This is a genomic window from Spirosoma montaniterrae (genome assembly GCF_001988955.1).
Lineage (GTDB): Bacteria > Bacteroidota > Bacteroidia > Cytophagales > Spirosomataceae > Spirosoma > Spirosoma montaniterrae.
The window spans coordinates 3,276,714-3,297,535 of the sequence record NZ_CP014263.1; the positions used below are offsets into that span (position 1 = coordinate 3,276,714).

13 protein-coding genes are annotated in these 20,822 nt (G+C 53.0%); 11 read left to right on the forward strand and 2 right to left on the reverse strand.

Annotation, left to right across the window (positions count from 1 at the left end; genetic code table 11):
• Positions 1 to 28: 28 nt before the first annotated feature.
• The 5 genes from AWR27_RS14220 to AWR27_RS14240 all read left to right on the forward strand — a co-directional run bounded on the left by AWR27_RS14220 (position 29) and on the right by AWR27_RS14240 (position 5,326).
• A complete protein-coding gene (locus tag AWR27_RS14220; RefSeq protein ID WP_077131776.1) occupies positions 29 to 316 on the forward strand; it encodes a cell division protein ZapA in 288 nt (95 codons plus the stop codon).
• A 133-nt stretch (positions 317 to 449) separates the two neighbouring features.
• Positions 450 to 2,063: a ribonuclease Y gene (gene rny, locus AWR27_RS14225; RefSeq protein WP_077131777.1), complete on the forward strand. Its 1,614-nt coding sequence runs from the start codon at positions 450 to 452 to the stop codon at positions 2,061 to 2,063.
• A 117-nt stretch (positions 2,064 to 2,180) separates the two neighbouring features.
• Positions 2,181 to 2,828, forward strand: coding sequence for a DUF4230 domain-containing protein (locus AWR27_RS14230; protein WP_077131778.1), 648 nt, complete (start codon positions 2,181 to 2,183; stop codon positions 2,826 to 2,828).
• A 66-nt stretch (positions 2,829 to 2,894) separates the two neighbouring features.
• A complete protein-coding gene (locus AWR27_RS14235) occupies positions 2,895 to 4,868 on the forward strand; it encodes a M1 family aminopeptidase (RefSeq protein WP_077131779.1) in 1,974 nt (657 codons plus the stop codon).
• A gap of 14 nt (positions 4,869 to 4,882) precedes the next feature.
• The gene (locus AWR27_RS14240; RefSeq protein ID WP_077131780.1) at positions 4,883 to 5,326 is read left to right on the forward strand and encodes a VOC family protein; all 444 of its coding nucleotides are present in this window, start codon (positions 4,883 to 4,885) and stop codon (positions 5,324 to 5,326) included.
• Between the two features lie 35 nt (positions 5,327 to 5,361).
• On the opposite strand, the gene AWR27_RS14245 is transcribed toward AWR27_RS14240, so the two are convergent.
• Positions 5,362 to 8,835, reverse strand: a complete 3,474-nt coding sequence (locus AWR27_RS14245; protein ID WP_157579213.1) for a hypothetical protein — start codon at positions 8,833 to 8,835, stop codon at positions 5,362 to 5,364.
• Positions 8,836 to 9,188: 353 nt separating this feature from the next.
• Here AWR27_RS14245 and AWR27_RS14250 point away from each other — a divergent pair, with 353 nt between their 5' ends.
• Both AWR27_RS14250 and AWR27_RS14255 read left to right on the forward strand, forming a co-directional pair.
• Complete coding sequence (locus tag AWR27_RS14250) at positions 9,189 to 10,808, forward strand: sensor histidine kinase (RefSeq protein ID WP_077131782.1); 1,620 nt, start codon at positions 9,189 to 9,191, stop codon at positions 10,806 to 10,808.
• Between the two features lie 144 nt (positions 10,809 to 10,952).
• Positions 10,953 to 12,158 (forward strand): glycosyltransferase family 1 protein, encoded by a 1,206-nt coding sequence (locus AWR27_RS14255; protein ID WP_077131783.1) that lies wholly within the window; start codon positions 10,953 to 10,955, stop codon positions 12,156 to 12,158.
• A 34-nt stretch (positions 12,159 to 12,192) separates the two neighbouring features.
• Here AWR27_RS14255 and AWR27_RS14260 read toward each other — a convergent pair whose 3' ends face one another.
• Positions 12,193 to 13,803: an NFACT RNA binding domain-containing protein gene (locus tag AWR27_RS14260; protein ID WP_077131784.1), complete on the reverse strand. Its 1,611-nt coding sequence runs from the start codon at positions 13,801 to 13,803 to the stop codon at positions 12,193 to 12,195.
• A gap of 207 nt (positions 13,804 to 14,010) precedes the next feature.
• Between AWR27_RS14260 and AWR27_RS14265 the strand changes: the two genes are divergently transcribed.
• From AWR27_RS14265 to AWR27_RS14280, 4 genes are all read left to right on the forward strand, one after another.
• Complete coding sequence (locus AWR27_RS14265; protein ID WP_077131785.1) at positions 14,011 to 17,265, forward strand: SusC/RagA family TonB-linked outer membrane protein; 3,255 nt, start codon at positions 14,011 to 14,013, stop codon at positions 17,263 to 17,265.
• Positions 17,266 to 17,367: 102 nt separating this feature from the next.
• On the forward strand, positions 17,368 to 19,122 hold the full coding sequence (locus AWR27_RS14270; RefSeq protein WP_077131786.1) for a RagB/SusD family nutrient uptake outer membrane protein: 1,755 nt from the start codon (positions 17,368 to 17,370) through the stop codon (positions 19,120 to 19,122).
• Between the two features lie 111 nt (positions 19,123 to 19,233).
• Positions 19,234 to 19,491: a hypothetical protein gene (locus AWR27_RS14275; protein WP_077131787.1), complete on the forward strand. Its 258-nt coding sequence runs from the start codon at positions 19,234 to 19,236 to the stop codon at positions 19,489 to 19,491.
• 109 nt (positions 19,492 to 19,600) lie between these two features.
• On the forward strand, positions 19,601 to 20,794 hold the full coding sequence (locus tag AWR27_RS14280) for an AGE family epimerase/isomerase (protein ID WP_077131788.1): 1,194 nt from the start codon (positions 19,601 to 19,603) through the stop codon (positions 20,792 to 20,794).
• Positions 20,795 to 20,822 lie beyond the last annotated feature (28 nt).

A 20,822-nucleotide genomic window follows, 5' to 3' on the forward strand; every position in this document is an offset into this window, starting at 1 on the left:
CCACACCCCACCTGAGCCGACCGCAGCGATGGAAGAATTGCCAGTTCGCGTAAAAATCGCCGACCGAACCTACAGGCTCTTCGTAGAGAAGGACTCGGAGACCACTGTGCGCGAAGCCGCTAAACTGATTCAGGAGGAACTGAAACGATATCGGGAAATGGGCATCAGCGACACACAGGAAGCCCTGGCTATGGTTGCCTTCGACTGCTTAGTCACTAAGCTCAGAGGAGAAAAACAAGTGCAACGATTACAACAAATGGTATTTGACAAAATAACTCAATTAGACAAAGTCGTTTCTCCAGTTATTTCGAGTTAGTGTTAGTGAAAAATGAAGAATTGTTGATAGATACATGGAATTGCTTTCACTTTTCACTTTTAACTTTTTTTCGGGCAAACGTATCAGGACAGGTTGACGGATTTATTTGTTCACCTCTAACGATATTCGTCCAATGACCACCACAAGCTGGTTAATGCTCTTTCTTGACAATATTGTCATGCTGGGCATTGGCATATTTGTCGGCAGAAAACTGCTGGCCCGAACGTTTGGCAAACGGCAGCAGGAAGCCGAAGAACAAGCCGCCATCATCCTGAAAAATGCAGAGGCTCAGGCCGAAACGATTAAAAAAGACAGAATGCTTGAGGCTAAAGAGAAGTATCTGAAGCTGAAAGCCGAATTTGAAGAAAGTACAAACCAAAAACGCAACCTGCTGCAACAGAATGAAAATAAACTGAAGCAGCGCGAACAACAACTTAACCAGCAGGCCGAGCAGCAACGCACCCGCGATCAGGAACTGAATCAGCTCCGCAACGAGATCAATCAGCAGAAAAATAGCCTGCAACAACAAATCGACGCCCTCAACAAACGGCGCGAAGACGTTGACCGGCGGCAACAGGAAGCCGACCGGATGCTGGCCGATCAGGTGGCGCAACTCGAAAAAATTGCGGGTCTGTCTGCCGATCAGGCCCGTGAACAACTCATCGACAACCTCAAGGCTGAAGCCGAAACACGGGCATCGTCCTATATCAAGAGTATCGTTGAAGAAGCCAAACTGACTGCCACCAAAGAAGCTAAAAAGGTAGTAATCGAGACCATTCAGCGTACCGCCACCGAACACGCCATCGAAAACTGCGTGTCGGTCTTCAACATTGAATCTGACGATGTAAAAGGTAAAGTAATTGGCCGCGAAGGGCGCAACATCCGCGCGCTCGAAGCCGCAACGGGCGTCGAAATTATTGTAGACGACACGCCCGAAGCCATTATTATTTCGGGATTCGACCCCGTTCGGCGCGAGATTGCCCGGCTCAGTTTGCATCGGCTTGTGCAGGATGGCCGCATTCACCCCGCCCGCATCGAAGAAATCGTGACGAAAACCCGCAAGAACATCGAAGATGAGATTGTGGAGATTGGCGAGCGCACGGTAATCGATCTGGGCATTCACGGGCTGCACCCCGAACTGATTAAGATGGTAGGACGGATGCGCTTCCGGTCGAGTTACGGGCAGAACCTGCTGCAACACAGCCGCGAAGTGGCAAAACTCTGCGCCACGATGGCCGCCGAGCTGGGCCTGAACGCTAAACTTGCCAAACGCGCCGGGTTGCTTCACGACATTGGCAAAGTGTGGCCCGAAGAAGCCGAATTGCCCCACGCCATTCTGGGCATGGAACTGGCGAAGAAATACAAGGAAAACCCCGAGGTTATCAACGCTATAGGTGCGCACCACGACGAAATCGAAATGACAAGCATGATTTCGCCTATCGTGCAGGTTTGCGACGCCGTATCAGGGTCGCGGCCCGGTGCCCGGCGCGAGATGATGGAGTCGTATATCAAACGGCTGAAAGAACTGGAAGAACTGGCGGGCAACTTCCCCGGCGTTACCAAGTGCTACGCCATTCAGGCCGGTCGCGAACTGCGGATTATGGTCGATGCAGACCATGTTTCCGACGAGCGGGCCGCTACGCTCAGCTACGAGATTTCGCAGAAGATCGAGAAAGAAATGCAGTACCCCGGTCAGATTAAAGTAACCGTCATTCGCGAAATGCGGGCCGTTGCCTACGCGAAATAGTTTTTTTTTAAGGGGAACACGGCTAATACGGATGCGTCGGATTTACACAGATTTGTTTTTTATCCGTGTAGATCCGTCGCATCCGTATTAGCCGTGTTCCATCTCTTTCTGTGAACTATGGATTTTCTGACAATTACGTTGCTTTTGCTTGTTGGTGCGGGCGGGGGTGTGGCCGTAGCCAATGCCCTTCGTAAGCGTACCGGCACAACCGATGTACAGCGCGATTCGGTGTTGCTGCTCGAGCGTATCGAAAAAGTGTTTAAAGTCGTAATGGCTGAGGGGTTTTTCTCGGAAATTTATAACTACCAGGATCAGAAGAAGATTCTATACGTGCTGAACGACCCAAAGAAAGCAATGGTCATTGCCAAATCGAAAGTACTGGTTGGCTTCGACTTTGCGAAGGTGCGTTTTCGTACACCCTCAGAAGGTGAGAAACGGCTTGTGATCGAATACTTTCCGGAGCCGGAAGTGCTTTCCATCGATACCGATTACAAGTTCTACGACATTCAATCAGGCTACCTGAACCACTTCAACAGCGAAGATTACACCAAAATTTTAGACGAGGCCAAGCAGTCTATGAACGAGCGGGCGTTACAAAGCGATTTGCCCAAAATTGCCAACAATCAGATTCAGTACATGATGTATCAGTTGGCGTCGTCGATGGGGTGGCATCTGCAACTCCCCGAAGCGCACCAAAAGCAGTTGGAAGCCCTAAAAGAAAAAGCCGAAAATGACAGACGCCTGACGTCGGGGGATGATACTTAGCCAGTTAAAATCGACCATTCCCTCCTTTTTTCAGACTGAGCAATAGATTTTGTTCGTTTGTAGTGCATGAAAAAACTGTACCTGCTTCTTTGTCTCCTGCCTTTCTTCGCTAACAGTCAGGCATTGGAAGAAACCGCCACCGACGCCTGCCGGTCGGCTAAGGTGCGGGCGTTTGGGCGGCTTGCCAGCAACCCACGGGCACGGGTAGCCTACCCCGGCGATGCCGCCATCGACATAACGTATTACGGTCTCGACCTGCGCCTGACCCACACGCCCAACTACCTGCGCGGAGCCGCCACCATTCGATTCAAAAACACGTCGGCCAGTCTGAGCAGCTTTTATTTCGATTGTAATCCACAACTTACTGTCGATTCGGTGGTGAATGCGGGGCGTCGGCTGGCGTTTGTGCGCGGCACCGACCGTGTTACCATCACGCCCACGCAACCGCTCAGCAGCGGACAGACGTTGGCGGTAACGATCTATTATCAGGGCAACCCGGCCAGCCAAAGCGGGTTCGGCAGTTTTGCATTCAGTACACACGGTCCCACCAATACGCCCGTAATCTGGAGCCTGAGCGAACCCTACGGAGCCAGCGACTGGTTTCCGTGCAAAGACACCCCCGCCGACAAAGCCGATTCGTCGGCGGTCAGCATTACGGCAGACAAACAGTTTGTTTCGGTATCCAACGGCGTACTGCTTGGCACCGCCGACAACCCCGACGGCACCCGGACCTATCGCTGGCGCAACAGCTACCCCATTGCTCAGTACCTGATCTCGATTGCCATGACCAATTACGAACGGTACGACACGCCGTTTACGTATGACGGTCAGACGATGCCCGTCGTACATTACATTTACCCCGAAACGCTGCCCAACATCCGTCCCAACCTCGACCGCACCACCGACATGCTGCGGGTGTTTTCTAACCTGTTTGGGCCGTATCCATTTCTGCGCGAAAAATACGGTCATGCCCAGTTTGGCTGGGGCGGTGGCATGGAACACCAGACTATTTCCTCAATGGGTGGCTGGACAACCGGCCTCATTGCGCACGAACTGGCACACCAGTGGTTTGGCAATAAAATTACCTGTCGTGACTGGCAGAGCATTTGGCTCAATGAAGGCTTTGCGTCGTATGCCGAGGCCCTGTACCCCGAAGCCGTGAGCGGCCCAGCGGCTTACTCGGCCACTATGAACAGCTTTCTGAATAGTGCCCGCAATGCCCGTGGCACGCTGTATGTGCAGGATATTACCAGCGTAAACAGTATTTTCAACAGTAATCGCACCTATGCCAAAGGAACTACCGTGCTGCATATGCTGCGGTGGGTATTGGGCGACAATCTGTTTTTTCAAACCCTGCGGGCTTACGCAGCCTCGCCGACGGTAGCTTACGGAACCGCCGTTACGGAAGACTTCCAGGCAATTGCGCAACAGGTTTCGAGTCGAAATCTGGACTATTTTTTTAAACAGTGGATTTTTGGTGAAGGCTATCCCACCTACCGCGCTACGGTTTCGCCCGGTGCATCGGCCAGTACGGTTAGCGTGCGGCTCGAACAGCGCAATACCATAGCCACCAACCCGGCTTCGTTTACTATGCCCGTTCAACTCCGCATTCAGTCGGCAGCGGGCGACACGACCGTAACTGTCCTCAACGACCTCGCCGACCAAACCTTTGTTGTGCCCACGCGCGGCCCAGTAACAGGTGTTGTTGTTGACCCAAACAACCGAATTTTAAAGGCAACGGACCCAACCGTTTTGCCCGGCGTTGTAACGGCCATACCCGAACCCCTTTCGGCCAGCCTGAATGCCTACCCAAATCCAGCCGCCGAAACGCTGACCGTTGAGTTTACAACCAGTTCAGCCGGACCCATTACGCTGTCGCTCAGCAATGTACTGGGTCAGCGGGTTCTGACAAAAGATGAACGTTTACCGGCAGGCAGGCACACGCGCACGCTCACTTTACGCGGACTGTCGGCGGGGCAGTATACGCTGCGGGTCGATACTGAAGCCGGGCCGCAAAGCCGGGTAGTTCTGGTACGCTAACGGCTTTCGTGAGCATGAAAAAATTGCTTGTTATTCTGCTATTCGCAACGAGTACGGCCTTTGCCCAGAGTGAAATAGGCATCAGTGGTTTCAATCACCTGGCATTACAGGTGAAAGATATTCCGGTCAGCGCAGCTTTTTATCGCAACGTAATGGGTCTGAAGCCAGTGCCAGTACCCGATAATCTGAAGGCCATCCGGGCGTGGTTCGATTTGGGCAACGGCCAGATGATTCACCTGCTCAACGGGCGCACCGAACCGATTGTACACGACAAAAACGGCAGCCACATCGCCCTGTTTGTACAGAATATTGGCAACTCGGAAGCTTTTCTGAAGGCAAACAACATTCCGTATCATCGGCAGGTGCGCTTCGATGGCGTTGTTCAGATTTACTTCTCTGACCCCGATGGTTATCTGTTTGAACTAAACGAAAATTCAAAACAAGCCAGCAAACAGTAAAAAAAGGCCGGGTCTCACTGCCCGGCCTTTTTTACTTACTTTTTAATAATCTTCCTTGTTTGCAGTTGCCCATCGGCTTCGGTCTGGATAATGTACAGGCCCGGTGGCTGTGTAGTCAGATCAATCTGGCGGTTGAGACGGGGTTCGGCCTGCGGGTCGTTCCACTGCTCGATTATGTTACCCTGCGGGCCGAGTACACGGCCTCTTGTACGGGCGGGAGTGGGCAGTTCCATCTCGATTTGCGTTGGGCCTTCGGTTGGATTGGGCCGAACGCGCAGTTCAGGTTTGCGCTCCTCAGCTATAAACCGTTCGGGACGGGCTGGTTTGCTCAGTTCAATCCCGGCAGGAGAGGCTGCTACGTTTCGGTCAGCCGAACTAAGCGTCGTTACAACCGCTGTCTCGGCAGCTTTGCGTCCACTTCCGGTGCCAATCCGCAGGCTGGTTTGAGCCGTGCAACCGAGGGGCGTACCCGAGCCAATCGTAACCGAATACAGACCCGCCGAGGTAGCCGCCAATGTGCGCGAAGCCACGCCCGTAACGGTTGCCCCATCTTTTGCCCAGGCAAAGGTTGGATACTGGTAGTTCGAGCAATTGGCAGTCAGCACAACCGACTGCGTTGGCGAAACAGTTGAGCCGGTGGCTGTAATCGAGACAATAGGTGATGCTTTTATAAAGTACAGATTTTCTTTGGAGTACGTTTTCTTACCATCGGCGTCGGTGGCTTCGATGGAGAAATTACCCGAGTAGTCCGTCGTCAGCATATCATTGTTGAGTGCGTAGGTGCCGATGGCCGCAGGCAGTGCGGCTACGGGCGCACCATTGCGGAGCCATCGGTAGGTATACGGAGCCTTACCACCCGACACGGCAGCGGTATACGAAACAGGCGTACCCGCGCAGAGTTCGGCACCGTTGCGAGCACCCAGCGTGGCCGCAACGTTCAGCACCACCGCTTTGTCGTCGTACAGATACGTACCAGTTGCCGAGCATGAATTGGCGTCTGTTACCTTGAGTGTGTACGTGCCGTATCGGGGTGTTGCTACATTGTTGGCTACCTCATCGAGCCAGGCCGTTGCCGGGTAGCGGACACCACTGGCCGCGTTGAAACTGGTAGCCGCTGATGCCTGCGAAATGCCCCCGTCAGCCGCCGTGCGTTCCCACGTTCCGCTATAATAGCCAGAACCACCATTGATTGGATAACCGCCCGTTACAACCGCTACCAGTTCGCGCCGACCGTCAGTGTTCGATAACTTCGGAATCTGCGAAACGGTTGGGTTGCTATAGTACACCTGCCACGTGTCGGAAGCCGTACAGCCGTCGGCGGTGCCACGCAGCGTAAGCGCGTATTGCCCTTGCTGCCGCAGTTTGAGTGAATCTGAAGTGCCGCTTTGCAGGGCGGTGCTGTCGCGTAGCCACGTCTTGTTTTTGTAATAGATACGCGAAATTTCGCCCGCGCCTGAGCCATAACCAACCAACCGCTCCCGCAGCGTCACGACCGAATCTTTGGTGGGACAATAACCGAGGTCTTTAGTGTTGAAATTGGTAGAGGCCCGTGTGCGGCTTTCGTAGGCAATCAGGCACCGGCGGGGTGTGGCTTTCGGGTCGACGGCGATGAGCGGACCGTTCGTTGCGCGTGCAATTATCTTGCCGTTCAGATAACCAAAGAAATTGCCATCGCGCGAGATGTCGGCGAAGTTATTAACATCGGCCACGAACCGGATGCTGTCGGGCGCGGGCGACGAGAGCCGGATAAGAAAACTACCGTTGCTGCCGTATAAATCGTTGCCATTCGCCATCAGGGTGCCAACGCCATACGGAAAGCCATTGGCCTGCCCGATTTGCGTGGTGCCGGCTGCTGTCGAATCTAATCGCCAGACATCAACTTTATAATGAACGTTCTGCTTTTTACTGTCCTTGTTGCCCACGTAGCCAACTAAGTACAGTTTGTCGTCAACGGTAGTAATATTACCACCAAACTCATTCGTATTCAGGTTTTTGATAACCTGTTTGGTGCGGCCATCAGTCATCCAGAGCTGTGTTACACCGATGGGCGTTTTGCGACTGGTAAACATTACCTTGCCGCCCAAACCGGGCCGTTTGCCATCGGGCGTCAACTGCCGCCACGAAAAATAATTCATTCCCTCCTCTAATGCCTGAAGCTTGTTGGTCTGCGCGTTATAGGTATGAACCGCATATCGATTGTAATTCGCACTGGTCGAATCGGCAGCAGCCGTTATGAACAACATTCCGTTTGGCGTCTGTATCCAATTGTTAAACGACTCGGAGCCTTTCTCGTATCGGTTAACATTATTGGCGAATGCGACTGTAGATTCAAACCGCTGTACGCGCTGCACACTGTCAGTTGCAAGATCGACACGCCAGAGTTCATTACTGTTTTTGCCCGATTGCTGATACGGAATTTCATCGTAGGCCCGCAACCAAAGACTGCCCGACGTTTGTCCAATACCATAAACATACTGATAGCGCGTTCCGGTGGCGGGCTTTGCTATCGTGATGGTTTTGAGCGCAGTCACTTTGGCCGTGGCCGAGTCGCGCCGAAAAACCGTGTAGGTATATTGCTTAGCATCGCCCCCTTCGACGGCATACCACAACCCCTGCCGGGTCGCACCCAGCACGTTAATGTATCCTTCCACGCTGGAAATCAATGGTGTAACGCTCTGCCCATTATCCTGCACCAAACTATAATTCCACTTTCCTTTATTGTTGAAGTACGTCTGAATGTAGGTACGCCCGTCTACAACAATGGGTGGGTATCGGTTAGCAACCATATACTTGGTTGTCTGAAAATTCATGTCGCGCGTACCAGCAGCAGTGCCATCGGTTTCAAACACGTAGTCGCGGATGTTGCTCGTCCAGAACAGTAGTTTATTACCTTTAGTGGTGAACGTTGGCGAGTAATATGCCTGATAATTTTCGGAGCCGCCGTTAGTGCCGCCGAAGTAGCCATCCGACAGTATATCGAACTGCGAACCGCTACTCATCGGCCCGGCAATCAGGTCTGAAACCATTTGCGTACCGGCGTCGGTGCCGTTCGATTTCCAGAGTTCGATACCGTTGGTGCCATTATCAGCCCAGAAATAAAGTGTGTTAGTAGCTGTATGCACAAAAGGCCGGAACGCTCGCAACGCATTCTTTACGCGCTGCGCCGAAAAGGTGTAAGTCGTAGTTACGTAATCTCGTCCGAAATAATAAAAGCTGGAATCAGATACAAACGCGCTGGCCCGACCGGGCCGAATGTCTTTCACGAGATTTGTGCCTGCGGGGGTGCCGTTGCTGCGCCAGAGTTCGTAGCCGGTGCGGCCATCGTCGGCAAGGTAGTACATGAATCCGTTCATGATTGCCATACCACCAAAGTTGTTGGGATCGATAACATCGACCGTGCGGGCCGAGAGGGTGTCGGTGCGCTGGGCGGTGGCTGAGGTCAGAGCCAGCAGCCCCAGCAGTCCGGCGAACAGAATACTGCGCCAAACAGGTTGGGAAAGTTGTTTCATGAAGTAGCTGGTGCGGATTAGTTTAAACACCGTTACGAATATAGATAAACATCAATTTTGCCGCACTTGGTAAACTGCTGTTTTTGAAGTGATTAAAGCTTAATTTACTAAGCGGATATTCGTAAAACCGTATGATAAAATAGGCTTGCTTATGCGAACACCGCTCCTTGTCATGCCAAATTACTTATACTTAAACCCTTTTTCACAAACGCACATGACCGTTTAATCAACCTACAGACTTTGCTATCGCATGAAAGGGACATTTCGCTAACTTTAATGGTTTGATTATACGAAAACGGTAAAACCATTAGTTCTCTGTTTGCGTACCTTCCTTCAAACCAGCCGTAACCTTCATGAATTTACCTGATATACGTTTGGGGTCCGAACAGTCGCGTCCCATTAGTTCTCCTCCCCCCAACGAAACTCAGTCTCCAACTGCATGGCAGCAGGTACTGGCGCACGCCGTCGACGGATTAGTAGGCTTGATTGCCGTTCGCGAAAACAATGACCCAGCCGGAAATATCATTGACTTTCGCTATGATTTCATCAATGAAGTAGCCCTGCGCGATACGTTTCGGCGCAACCCTGCCAACCGACACGACATTCGGAGCAGGCTGCTGACTGAATTTTTTCCGTCGATTCGTGAATCGCCGATCTGGCAAACGTATGTCAACGTTGTTGAAACAAAACAGGCCAGCCGGGTCGAGCAGCATTACAACCTCGACGAACGCGATATATGGGTTATTCAGTCAGCCGCGCCCTATGGCACTGACGGGCTGCTGCTGTCGTATGCCGAAACCAGCGATCTGCACCATGCCGCCCGCCGACTGGCCCGGCAAACCAATCTGCTCAATGGTGTATTGAATACTTCGCCCAATGCCATTGTGGTATTTGAAACGGTTCGGAACGAGCGTAACCAGGCCGTTGATTTTCGCGTTGCGCTGGCAAACCCGATGTTTGAAACGCTGACCGGGCGCGACAGTGCTTATTTTCTCAACTTATCGATCAACGAAATTTATCCCATTGGCCCAAACCGGCTGCAACGACTTCGTGACCTGCTCGAAACCGGCCACTTAATTCATTTCGATGAGTTTATGCCCGCCATCAGCCGCTGGCTCGATATTACGCTAACGCGCCTGAACGACGGATTTGTGGCTACTATTCAGGATGTTACTACCGAAAAGCAAGTGCGGCAACAACTCGAAGCTACGGTTCATGAGCTGCACCGCTCGAATCAGAATCTGGAGCAGTTTGCCTACGTTGCCAGTCATGATTTGCAGGAACCGCTACGCAAAATTGTCTCGTTTGGCGATGTGCTGAACGATCAGTTTGCCGACAGCATGAGCGAATCGGCTGCTGATTTGATTCGGCGTATGCAGCGGTCAGCGGGCCGGATGCGCTCGTTAGTACAGGACCTGCTGACCTACGCCCGGCTGTCGGGCCACGCCGACTCGTTTGGCCTGATTGACTTAAATTCGCTGGTAGTCTCGGTTATCGATGATCTTGAATTCACCATTCACGACCGACGGGCTATCATTGAGGTCGAAACGCTGCCCGCCGTCTGGGGCGACGCGGCCCTGCTGCGCCAGTTGATTCAGAATTTGCTTAGTAACGCGCTCAAGTTTCATCCGCCCAAACGCGATGCCTCAACGGTGGTGCCACGCGTAGTTGTGCGAGGGTGTGTTGCTGCCGAAGATGCGCTGCCTGCCGAATTAGCCAATACCGACGCTTCGCAGGCTGGCCGACGATATGCCATGATCGAGGTAGAAGATAATGGTATTGGCTTCGATGAGAAATATTTAGATCGAATTTTTACGATTTTCCAGCAATTACACGGGCGTATGGACTACGGCGGAACCGGCATGGGGCTGGCAATCTGTAAAAAAGTTATCGACATCCACAAGGGCCATATTTCGGCCACCAGCAAAATGGGTTCCGGGGCTACGTTTGTTCTCTATCTGCCTATGCAATAAGTAGTTAGAATTACTTACCGCACCCATTACCTCATTTATTGAGATGGTCGGTAACAAAGCTATCCGTTGGGAGTTTCTGTATGTGTACCGCAGACAGGTGATCTTGCCTTCACCTGCCTGCCTTATAACTCCCTGACAACGTTTATGAAACTTACTGACTCAACGCCCTCAACACCCGAAACAACTCAACTTGTCTATCATACAGCCGGTAAACCCAAAACTCCCCTTGCGTCTTCCGCTGGCAATGCCCGCGACCTGATTTGTTTCTCACACCTGCGCTGGAACTTCGTGTATCAGCGACCACAGCACTTGCTCAGCCGGGCAGCTCAACAGTACCGGGTCTGGTTTCTGGAAGAACCTATCTGGGCCGACCAGCTTTATTTGAATGAACAACACCAATCAGATTCACTGACCGTGTTGGTGCCACACCTGCCCCACGGCACTACGCCCGATCAGGCTGTGGTGTTACAGCGTCAGCTATTGGACGAATTTATCCAGCAAAAACGTATCGTAGACTTCGTTGCCTGGTATTATACGCCGATGTCTTTGTTGTTCAGCGATCACCTGCAACCACAATTGACGGTCTATGACTGCATGGACGAGTTGTCGGCGTTTTGGGGAGCACCTCCGCATTTACTCGAACAGGAGCGCAAACTGCTCGACCGCGCCGATATGGTCTTTACGGGCGGCTACAGCCTGTACGAAGCCAAACAAAAGCGGCATCGGCAGGTGTTTGCATTTCCGAGCAGTATCGACTTTGCTCACTTTTCTGCTGCCCGCCGTCCGCAGCCCGACCCGGCAGATCAGCGTGCGCTGGCAAACCCACGTATTGGCTTTAGTGGCGTTATCGACGAACGGTTTGATTACCAATTGCTGACCGAACTTGCACAACGTCGGCCCGACTGGCAGTTTGTTTTGATTGGCCCGACGGTTAAAATTGACCCTGCGCTGTTGCCGCAAAGACCCAACGTGCATTATCTGGGTATGAAAAACTACAAGGAACTGCCTGTCTATTTTGCCAATTGGGACGTAGCCATGCTGCCCTTCGCCCGCAACGAATCGACCCGATTTATCAGTCCGACCAAAACGCCCGAATACCTGGCGGCTGGCCTGCCGGTTGTGTCAACGTCGATTCGCGACGTGGTGCGTACATACGGTACCAGCGACTTCGTGCAAATTGCCGACACAGCGCAGGCGTTTGAAGCTGCCATCGACCGTGCTCTGCGTGGTAATCACCCCGAACACTGGGCCGACATCGATACTTTTCTGTCTGAAAACTCGTGGGACCACACCTGGGCTTCGATGAATCGAATCATGACCACCCAACTGAGCATGGCAATCGAACAATAAAAAAAAGACCGGGATTAGCAACCCGGTCTTTTTTTTATTCGCCCCGTGGCACCACCATCACAACATCTTCTTTCTCAACAACGACCTGCCCTTCGGCCAGACCTTTGGGCTTGCGCACGTATTTTTTGGGCGTTACCGTAACCGGACACAGACTGTCGGTCCGGCGTTTGGAATACCAGGCGGCTAATTCGGCGGCCCGCTCGATTACATTTTTCGGAAAGGTTTTGCCAGCCTGATACTTGATCAGCACATGCGAACCCGGCACGTCGCGGGCGTGAAGCCACAGGTCTTCCTTGTAGCTGAATTTCTGCGTCAGTAAATCATTGTTTTTGGCATTTCGGCCTATTAGTATGCGAAACTGATCTATCAGTACCTCTTTGAAAAGCGCGGTAACGTCGCCAGTTGCATCATTACTGGCCCGGCTCTCGGTCAGGTTGTGTTGTTTGGTATACCGGCGCAGTTCTTTCAGCGTCTGAAGCGCGTCTACGTCACGCCGATACTGGTCGATCTGACGAATTTCGGCTTCACGCTGCGCAATCTGCTGTGTCAGATGTTCTTCCTCTATTTTCTCGTTTTTGGCTTTCCGATAGAAATTCTCAGCATTTTTCTGCGGGCTGAGATCGGGCTTTAGTTTTAACGTTACGGGCTGATCGCGGTAGAAGTCGTATAAGGTTATCCGTTCGGGCGAGCGCGTACCGGGCGACTCAGGTATTTCGTGCAGATTTGCCATCAGAACGTGGCCCATTTCTTCGTGCGAGATGCCTTCTTCGCGGGCAATCAGCCGTTGCATGTTCACATCGATCAACGCCTGCGCCCGTTTCTGCCGCTTGTCGAGCAGCCGGAGTAAATTGGCTTTTTCGCGCTCAAACGTACTCAGGCCATTGAACGACGTATAAAACCGATTAGCCGCTTCAACTGGCTCAGCCATTTCCCGAATCACCTCGCCCAGCGGCAGCAGGCTTAGCGTTGGCTTGTGGTCGAACCGCGTAAGGTAATATGTAGGGCTTTCAAGCTGTTGAAGCGTTTCCTGAATTAGCGGCCACATATCCGCCCGTTCTGCCATACCACGCTTCTCCCGCTCCTGATTCAGATACGCATTGACTACTTTACCAAACGTTGGAAGCAGTCGCCTGTGGTCAAATCCCGCCTGCTGGTAAGCCATATAAGACTGGTCGATGGGGCGATCAAACTGGCTAAACTGTAATTGCCTGTCGGTCAGCAAATTGTTGTTAAATAAATCAACAAGTTGATCGCCAGAGAAGGCAAGCAGGTTGGGGCGGTTGCCAAAAAATTTGAACACCAGTGCGAAGTCATCGTCGAGCAAAATTGCCAGCCCCCGCTCATTCAGAAACACCCGAACGCTTCTCACCCGTCGGCCTTCTTCCCCGATGACCTCGGCAAACAGATCGGCACTATTGTGGCGGGCACGTTGTACGGTTTCGGGAAAATACAGGCCCGAAAAGTCGGGGCGAAGTGTGGCTTTAACGTAAAATGGCCGGTAGTAATTGGTTTTCCCTTTGGCCTGCGCAAACACCAGCACTACCTCATCGCGGTCCTGACTGAAGCACTCCATAAAGCGTAAGTCTGTCAGGCGCGGAGCAAGTGCCGGGGCAAGCTGACGCAGAAAATAATAATTCGTATGCATGGGGCGTAAAAGTACGCAGTATGCCCGGTTATGTGCTGCGTTCACGTATTGTGATACGTATCCAATTCTACATCGGCTACTTTTCCAATAAATAATTCGCTTTTGATAGCCCGAAACCAGTATAAATACAATAAAACCTCTTTATAACATTGTTTTCTCAAATTTTTTGCAATTGTTAAATTAACTTTCAAACCAACCTATTTATTCATGAAAGCATTGCTTTACAGATTCTTAGGAGCCGGTTTTGTGGGCATTTTTCTACTCTTCTGTAGTATAAATGCTCAGGCTCAGGATCGCCGGGTGACAGGCAAAATTACAGGTGCTGATGGCCCTGTTCCCGGTGCTAACGTATTGTTGAAGGGTAGTCAAACGGGTACATCAACCGATGCAAACGGCGATTTCACCATCAACGTTCGGGGGGCAAACCCAACGCTGGTAATCTCGGCCATCGGCTTCAAAGGGCAGGAAATTGCGTTAGGCAACCGCTCTACCGTTAACGTAACCCTCGAAGACGATGCAACTGCCCTCAACGAGGTGGTTGTAACGGGGTATACCACCGACAGCAAGCGGGGTACTACCGGGGCCGTATCGACCGTGAAAGCCCGCGACCTGGTTGCCATTCCATCGGGAAACGTGGCCCAGCAGTTGCAGGGCCGGGTAGCCGGTCTGACCGTAATCACGAACGGGCAACCGGGCACCAACAGCCAGATTCGGGTGCGGGGCTTCGGAGCTTTCGGTGGTAATGAGCCGCTCTACGTTGTTGACGGCGTACCCATCGGTAACGTGCAGAACAACATCGACTTTGTGGCACCCGACGACATTGCCGACCTGACCGTACTGAAAGATGCTGCTTCGGCTTCGATCTACGGTGCTCGCGCGGCCAACGGCGTTATCGTCCTGACAACCAAGAAAGGAAGCCGCAAAGCCCGCAAGCTTCAAGTATCCTACGATGGTCAGTACGGCGTCACGGATCCGGGCCGGGGGCAGGAGATGCTGAAGCCCACCGAATTTGCCGAATGGACCTGGAATGCGTTTCGCAACTCAGGCTTGAAACCCGGCGATGCAGGCTGGACGCACCCGCAGTTTGGCAGCGGCCCAACGCCGGTTATTCCAGACTACATCAACGTGGGCGGTACACCGGGTGTGGTGGGTACGGTTAACCTCGAAGCCGAACGGGCCAAGTACAACGTGAACCCGGCTTTAGGGCCTATTTATCAGGTGGTTCGGGCCAACAAAGCGGGCACCGACTGGTATGATGAAGTCACGAATGCAGCCCCGGTACAACGGCATGGCCTGAGTTTTGCGGGTGGTTCTGAAACCAGCCGTTTCTACATCGGTTTGAGTGCGCAGGATCAGAAAGGTATTTTGATTGCCAACAGCTTTAAACGTTACACCTTTCGAGCCAACACCGAGTTCGACTTGTCGAAGCGCGTTCGTTTTGGTGAAAACTTCCAGGTAACATACCTGCAACGGTTAGGGCAAACCGGGGGCGACCTCGGAACCGGTGTTGCTGCCGATGAGAATGAAATTCTGGCTGCCTTCCGTATGCCGACTATTATTCCGGTGTATGACGAATTTGGCGGATACGCCGGTACGGCAGCCAAAGGCTTCAACAACCCCCGTAACCCGGTGGCAAACCGGCAGGGCCTGCTCAACAACCGCAACTTCGACGCCAGCGCGTTCGGCAATCTCTATGTTGAATATGACCCCATTGACAACCTGACGCTCCGCAGCAGCATTGGTGGGCAGTATTTAAGCTTCTCAGGGTTCAATTACGGTCGTTTGCAGTACGAAAACTCAGAAAACAACTCCAGTTTCAGCTACGGCGAGTTTGGTGGTAACTCGCTGGGTTGGGTGCTTACGAACACAGCCAATTATAAACGGCGATTTGGCATACACGATGTGAACGTGATTGTGGGTCAGGAAGCCTTAAACACAGGAGCAGGTCGGGGGTGGAACGGCAGCGGTCTGAACCCTTTCTCGACCGACCCTGATTACGTGACGCTGAGTACGGTTTCGGCAACAGGTCGAGTCGTAAACAGCGGCCTCGGGCGGGGTGTTACGTTCAACTCGCTGTTTGCACGGGCGGTGTATTCATTTAACGACAAGTATATTGTGACGGGCGTAATTCGGCGAGACGGATCGAGCCGTTTCGGTGCTAACAACCGTTATGGGGTATTCCCGGCAGCTTCGGCAGCGTGGCGCGTATCGTCGGAGCCGTTTATGAAGAACATTCCATGGGTAACAGACCTGAAAGTACGCGGGGGCTACGGCATCATGGGGAACTCGAACAACGTGAACCCCAACAATCAGTTCAGCCTGTACGCGGCCAACATTGGTGCTTCATCGTATGACATCAACGGCAGCAACTCCAGCGCGGCAGAAGGCTTCTTCCGCTCGCGGATTGGCAACCCGGATGCTAAATGGGAAACCTCGATTACAAGCAACCTCGGCGTCGATGGGTCATTCTTCAACAATCGCTTAGAAGTAATCTTCGACATCTGGCGGAAAGATACCCGCGACCTGCTGTTCCAGCAACCCATTCCAGACGTAATCGGTACGTTTGCCAGCGCACCATCGGTGAATATCGGCAAGATGCGTAACCAGGGCATCGATATTCAGGTAATCACGCGCGGTAAAATTGGCAGCGAAGTAGGCTACGAGGCCAATGTGGTAGGTAGCTTCCTGAGCAACAAGATTGTGGCCCTGTCGCCGGGCCTGGATTACATCACCTACATCAACCCAGGATTCCGGGGCATTAACCCTATTCGGAACCAGATTGGTTACTCAATTTCGTCGTTCTACGGCTACCAGACGCTGGGCCTGTTCCAGAGTCAGGCTGAAGTCGATGCCGCGCCCAAACAGGAGGGTGCCGCGCCGGGCCGGTTCCGCTTTGCCGATATCAACGGCGATGGCAAGATTGACCCTACCGACCGGACGTACCTCGGCAGCCCGGTTCCGAAGTTCAGCGGTGGGCTTAACCTGCGTTTCACCTACAAAGGCTTCGATATAGAAACGTATAGCGCGGCTTTCCTCGGTAACAAAATCTGGAATCAGTCGAAGTGGTTTACTGATTTCTTCCCTTCGTTTGAAGGAGCCGCCATCAGTGCCCGTGTTCGCAATTCGTGGACACCGCAAAACACCGGTGCTACTATCCCCATTTTCGAGCGGGCGTCGAACTTTAGCACCAACACGCAGGGTAACTCGTATTACGTAGAAGATGGCTCGTATTTCCGGATGCAAAACCTGCAAATCGGCTATACGCTGCCCGCTACTATCCTGGGTAAAATTGGTCTGCAACGCGCACGGGTATTTATATCGACCAACAACCTGTTCACGATCACCAAATACCAGGGTCTCGACCCCGGTGTAGGTGGTAACGCCGACACCAACTTCGGTATCGACGTGGGTAACTACCCCGTTACGCGGCAAGTATTGGGCGGTCTGAGCATTGGCCTGTAAACAATTTTGTTGAACTGGCGGTTGGCGAACCAATGCACTTGTTATCAAGCCATTACCGTTAACCGTCAGTACAAACCAACTTATTCAAACACAAAACGAACTATGAATATCACTATCAGGAAAGTAGCGGCAGGAACTGCCGCCACGTTAACGCTTATGATTGTGGGCGTTGCCTGTCAGGACAAATTTCTGGAAGTGCCGCCTACGGGTCAGTTGAGTAACGCACAGTTAGCATCAAAGGCCGGTATTGAAGGCTCGCTGATTGCCACTTACTCAATGCTCAACGGTCGGGGCGACCGGCTGGCTTCGGTAGCCAACTGGGTATGGGGCGGCATTCGCGGGGGCGACGCCAACAAAGGTACTGACCCCGGCGATTTCTCGTCCATCAACCCAATTCAGCGGTTTGAGACGATCTCAACCGGCGACGTTGCGGGTACGTGGCAGCGGAAATATGAAGGCATCAGCCGGGCCAACGCCACGTTGCGGTTGCTGGCTTCGGCTGGTTCCGACGTGTCGGCTGCCGAAAAAACCCGCATCACCGCAGAGACCCGCTTTTTGCGCGGCCTGTACTATTTCGACCTGAAGCGGTTGTATAATAATACGCCTTACATTGACGAGACGGTCGATTACGGCACGGGTATCGAGAAAGTAAACAACAGCGCAGACCTCTGGCCGAAGATTGAAGCCGACGTGAAGTTTGCTTACGATAACCTGCCCGAAACGATGAATGCCGTTGGTCGGGTCAACAAATGGGCCGCAGCGTCGATGCTGGGGAAGGTGTATCTGTATCAGAAGAAATACGCTGAAGCAAAAGCCCTGTTCGATCTGGTTATCGCCAATGGCAAAACGTCGAACGGCAAAAAGTATGGCTTGGTGCCACGCTACGCCGATCTGTTCAAGGCATCGAACGATAACAACGAAGAGTCGATTTTTGCCAGTCAGGCAGCGGCCAACACGGGCAACGTAAATAATGCCAACCCGGAGTTTGACCTGAACTTCCCGTATAACACCGGCCCGAATGGCCCCGGCAACTGCTGCGGCTTCAACCAGCCAAGCTTCGAGTATGCCAACTCGTTCCGTACCGATGCCACCGGCCTGCCCCTGCTCGACGGTTCGTATAACACGGGTGCCAACCAGTTGAAAACCGATATGGGCGTTACGTCGAAAACCGACTTCACACCCGACGCCGGCAACCTCGACCCACGCATCGACCACACGATTGGTCGTCGTGGTATTCCGTACTTAGACTGGATGGATCACCCCGGTCAGGACTGGATTCGGAATCAGCCGAACGGTGGCCCCTACTCGCCGAAGAAGTTTACGTACTACAAGTCGGACCGGGGTTCATTGCAGGATAACTCGTCGTGGACACCGGGCTACACGGCTCTTAACTTCCCGATCATCCGTTACGCCGATGTGTTGCTGATGGCGGCTGAGTGCGAAATTGAGGTAGGATCGCTGGTGAAAGCCCGTGAATACGTCAATCTGGTTCGGGCGCGGGCCGCCAATCCGGCAGGTTTCGTAACGCGGGCCAACGGCGCACCGGCGGCCAAGTACGTAATCGCCGAATATCCGGCATCCGTATTTGCCAGCAAAGCGTCGGCAACAACCGCGCTCCGCTTCGAGCGTCGGCTTGAATTGGGCGACGAAGGCCACCGCTTCTTCGACCTCGTTCGCTGGGGCGTTGCGGCACAGGTACTCAACGCCTATCTGGCTTATGAAGGTGCATCGAGCCGTTTGCCGACAACGCTGGGCGGTTCTACGTTTACTGCTGGTCAGGATGAGTACCTGCCCATTCCGCAGGCACAGATCGACCTTCAGGGTAAAGAAGTGCTGAAACAGAATCCGGGGTATTGATAAACACCCCCATTTTCAAGGCCGCTTCCGAACGTTCGGAAGCGGCCTTTTTTGTGTCAAACATTTAGAAAATAGAGCGGTTATAGTCTACAAATCAACTCAACAAACGTTATGGCTAACAACAAAACCACAAACCAGCCCGGCTCGAACGATAGTCAGCCGCAGGGCGAACAAACGCGTAATCACGACGCCCGCGATACGGGCAAAAACCGGCCCAATGGCGAGAAAACCATGACCAACGCCAATAAAAGCAAACAGGGTTCAGCCGACGATTTCAGCCAGATGAGCAAAGCCGAATTGGCCGACGAGCGCGGGGGTCACGGTCGTTCGGGCCACAGCGATAGCCGGAATGGAAGCCGGAAGAAATAGGGATGAGTGATGAGTGATGAACGATGAGTGATGAGTTTGCTGACGCCAGTGTCTTATAGGTGCGTCAGCAAACTCATCACTCATCGTTCATCACTCATCACCTACCACTATGGTTATAGCTGAGCTTCGGCAGGAACACAAAGATATTCTGGCCTACTGGCAACGCCACGCGCCTGACCCAACCAATGGCGGCTTTTACGGGCGCGTCGATTATCAGAACCGCCCCGACCCTACCGCCGATAAAGGCATTGTGCTGAACGCCCGCATTCTATGGACGTTTTCAGCCGCCCTGCACCACACCCAACACGACGACTACCGCGCCGTTGCCGACCGGGCGTTCGACTACATACGTACTTATTTCATTGACCCGCAATACGGCGGTGTTTATTGGTCGGTCGATTACAAAGGCCAGCCCAAACAACCCCTCAAACAACTTTACGGGCAAGCGTTCGCGCTCTATGGCCTGAGCGAATATGCCCGCGCCACCGGCTCGGCGGCTGCGCTCGATCTGGCAAAAACACAGTTTCAAACGATGGTCAAGCGTGCGTATGACCCGGTGCGGGGCGGTTTTCGCGAAGCCTTCGCCCGCGACTGGTCTACGGCGACCGATTATATTCTGAGCAAACCTGCCAACCGGGAAACCAAGACCATGAACACACACCTCCACATTCTGGAGGCTTTTACGTGCCTGTACCGCGTTTGGCCCGACGCGTCGGTGGCGACACAGATGCGCGGCATGATTGGGTCGTTTCTCGACCACATCGTTGATCCGAAAACCTACCGGATGAACCTCTTCATGGACGACGACTGGCGGGTTCGGCGCACGGCTACGTCTTACGGTCACGACATTGAAGCGTCGTGGCTACTGCCCGAAGCCGCCGACCTGCTGGCCGAACGCAACCCTGCCGACAAGCCCCTGCAAAAACGAGTGCGTGACGTGGCCGTTCGGATGGCGCGGGCTGCTTCTGCCGGGCTGGAACCCGACGGCGGCATGAATTACGAATTCGAGCCGGAAACCGGTCATTTGAACCGTGAACGGTCGTGGTGGGTCATGGCCGAAGCAATGGTCGGCTATCTGAACGCTTATCAGCTTACGCGCGAACAACAGTTTTTAGACAAGTCACTGGCGAGTTGGACATTCATTAAAAAGTATTTGCTCGACACCAAAAATGGCGAGTGGTTCAGTGGCGTTACCGCCGACCACCGGGTGCTGGGCACCGAGAAAATAAGCATGTGGAAATGTCCGTATCACAACAGCCGCGCCTGTTTAGAAATGCTCGACCGGCTGGAACAGCTACGGTAAACTGAACAACTATACATAGGTTCTGATA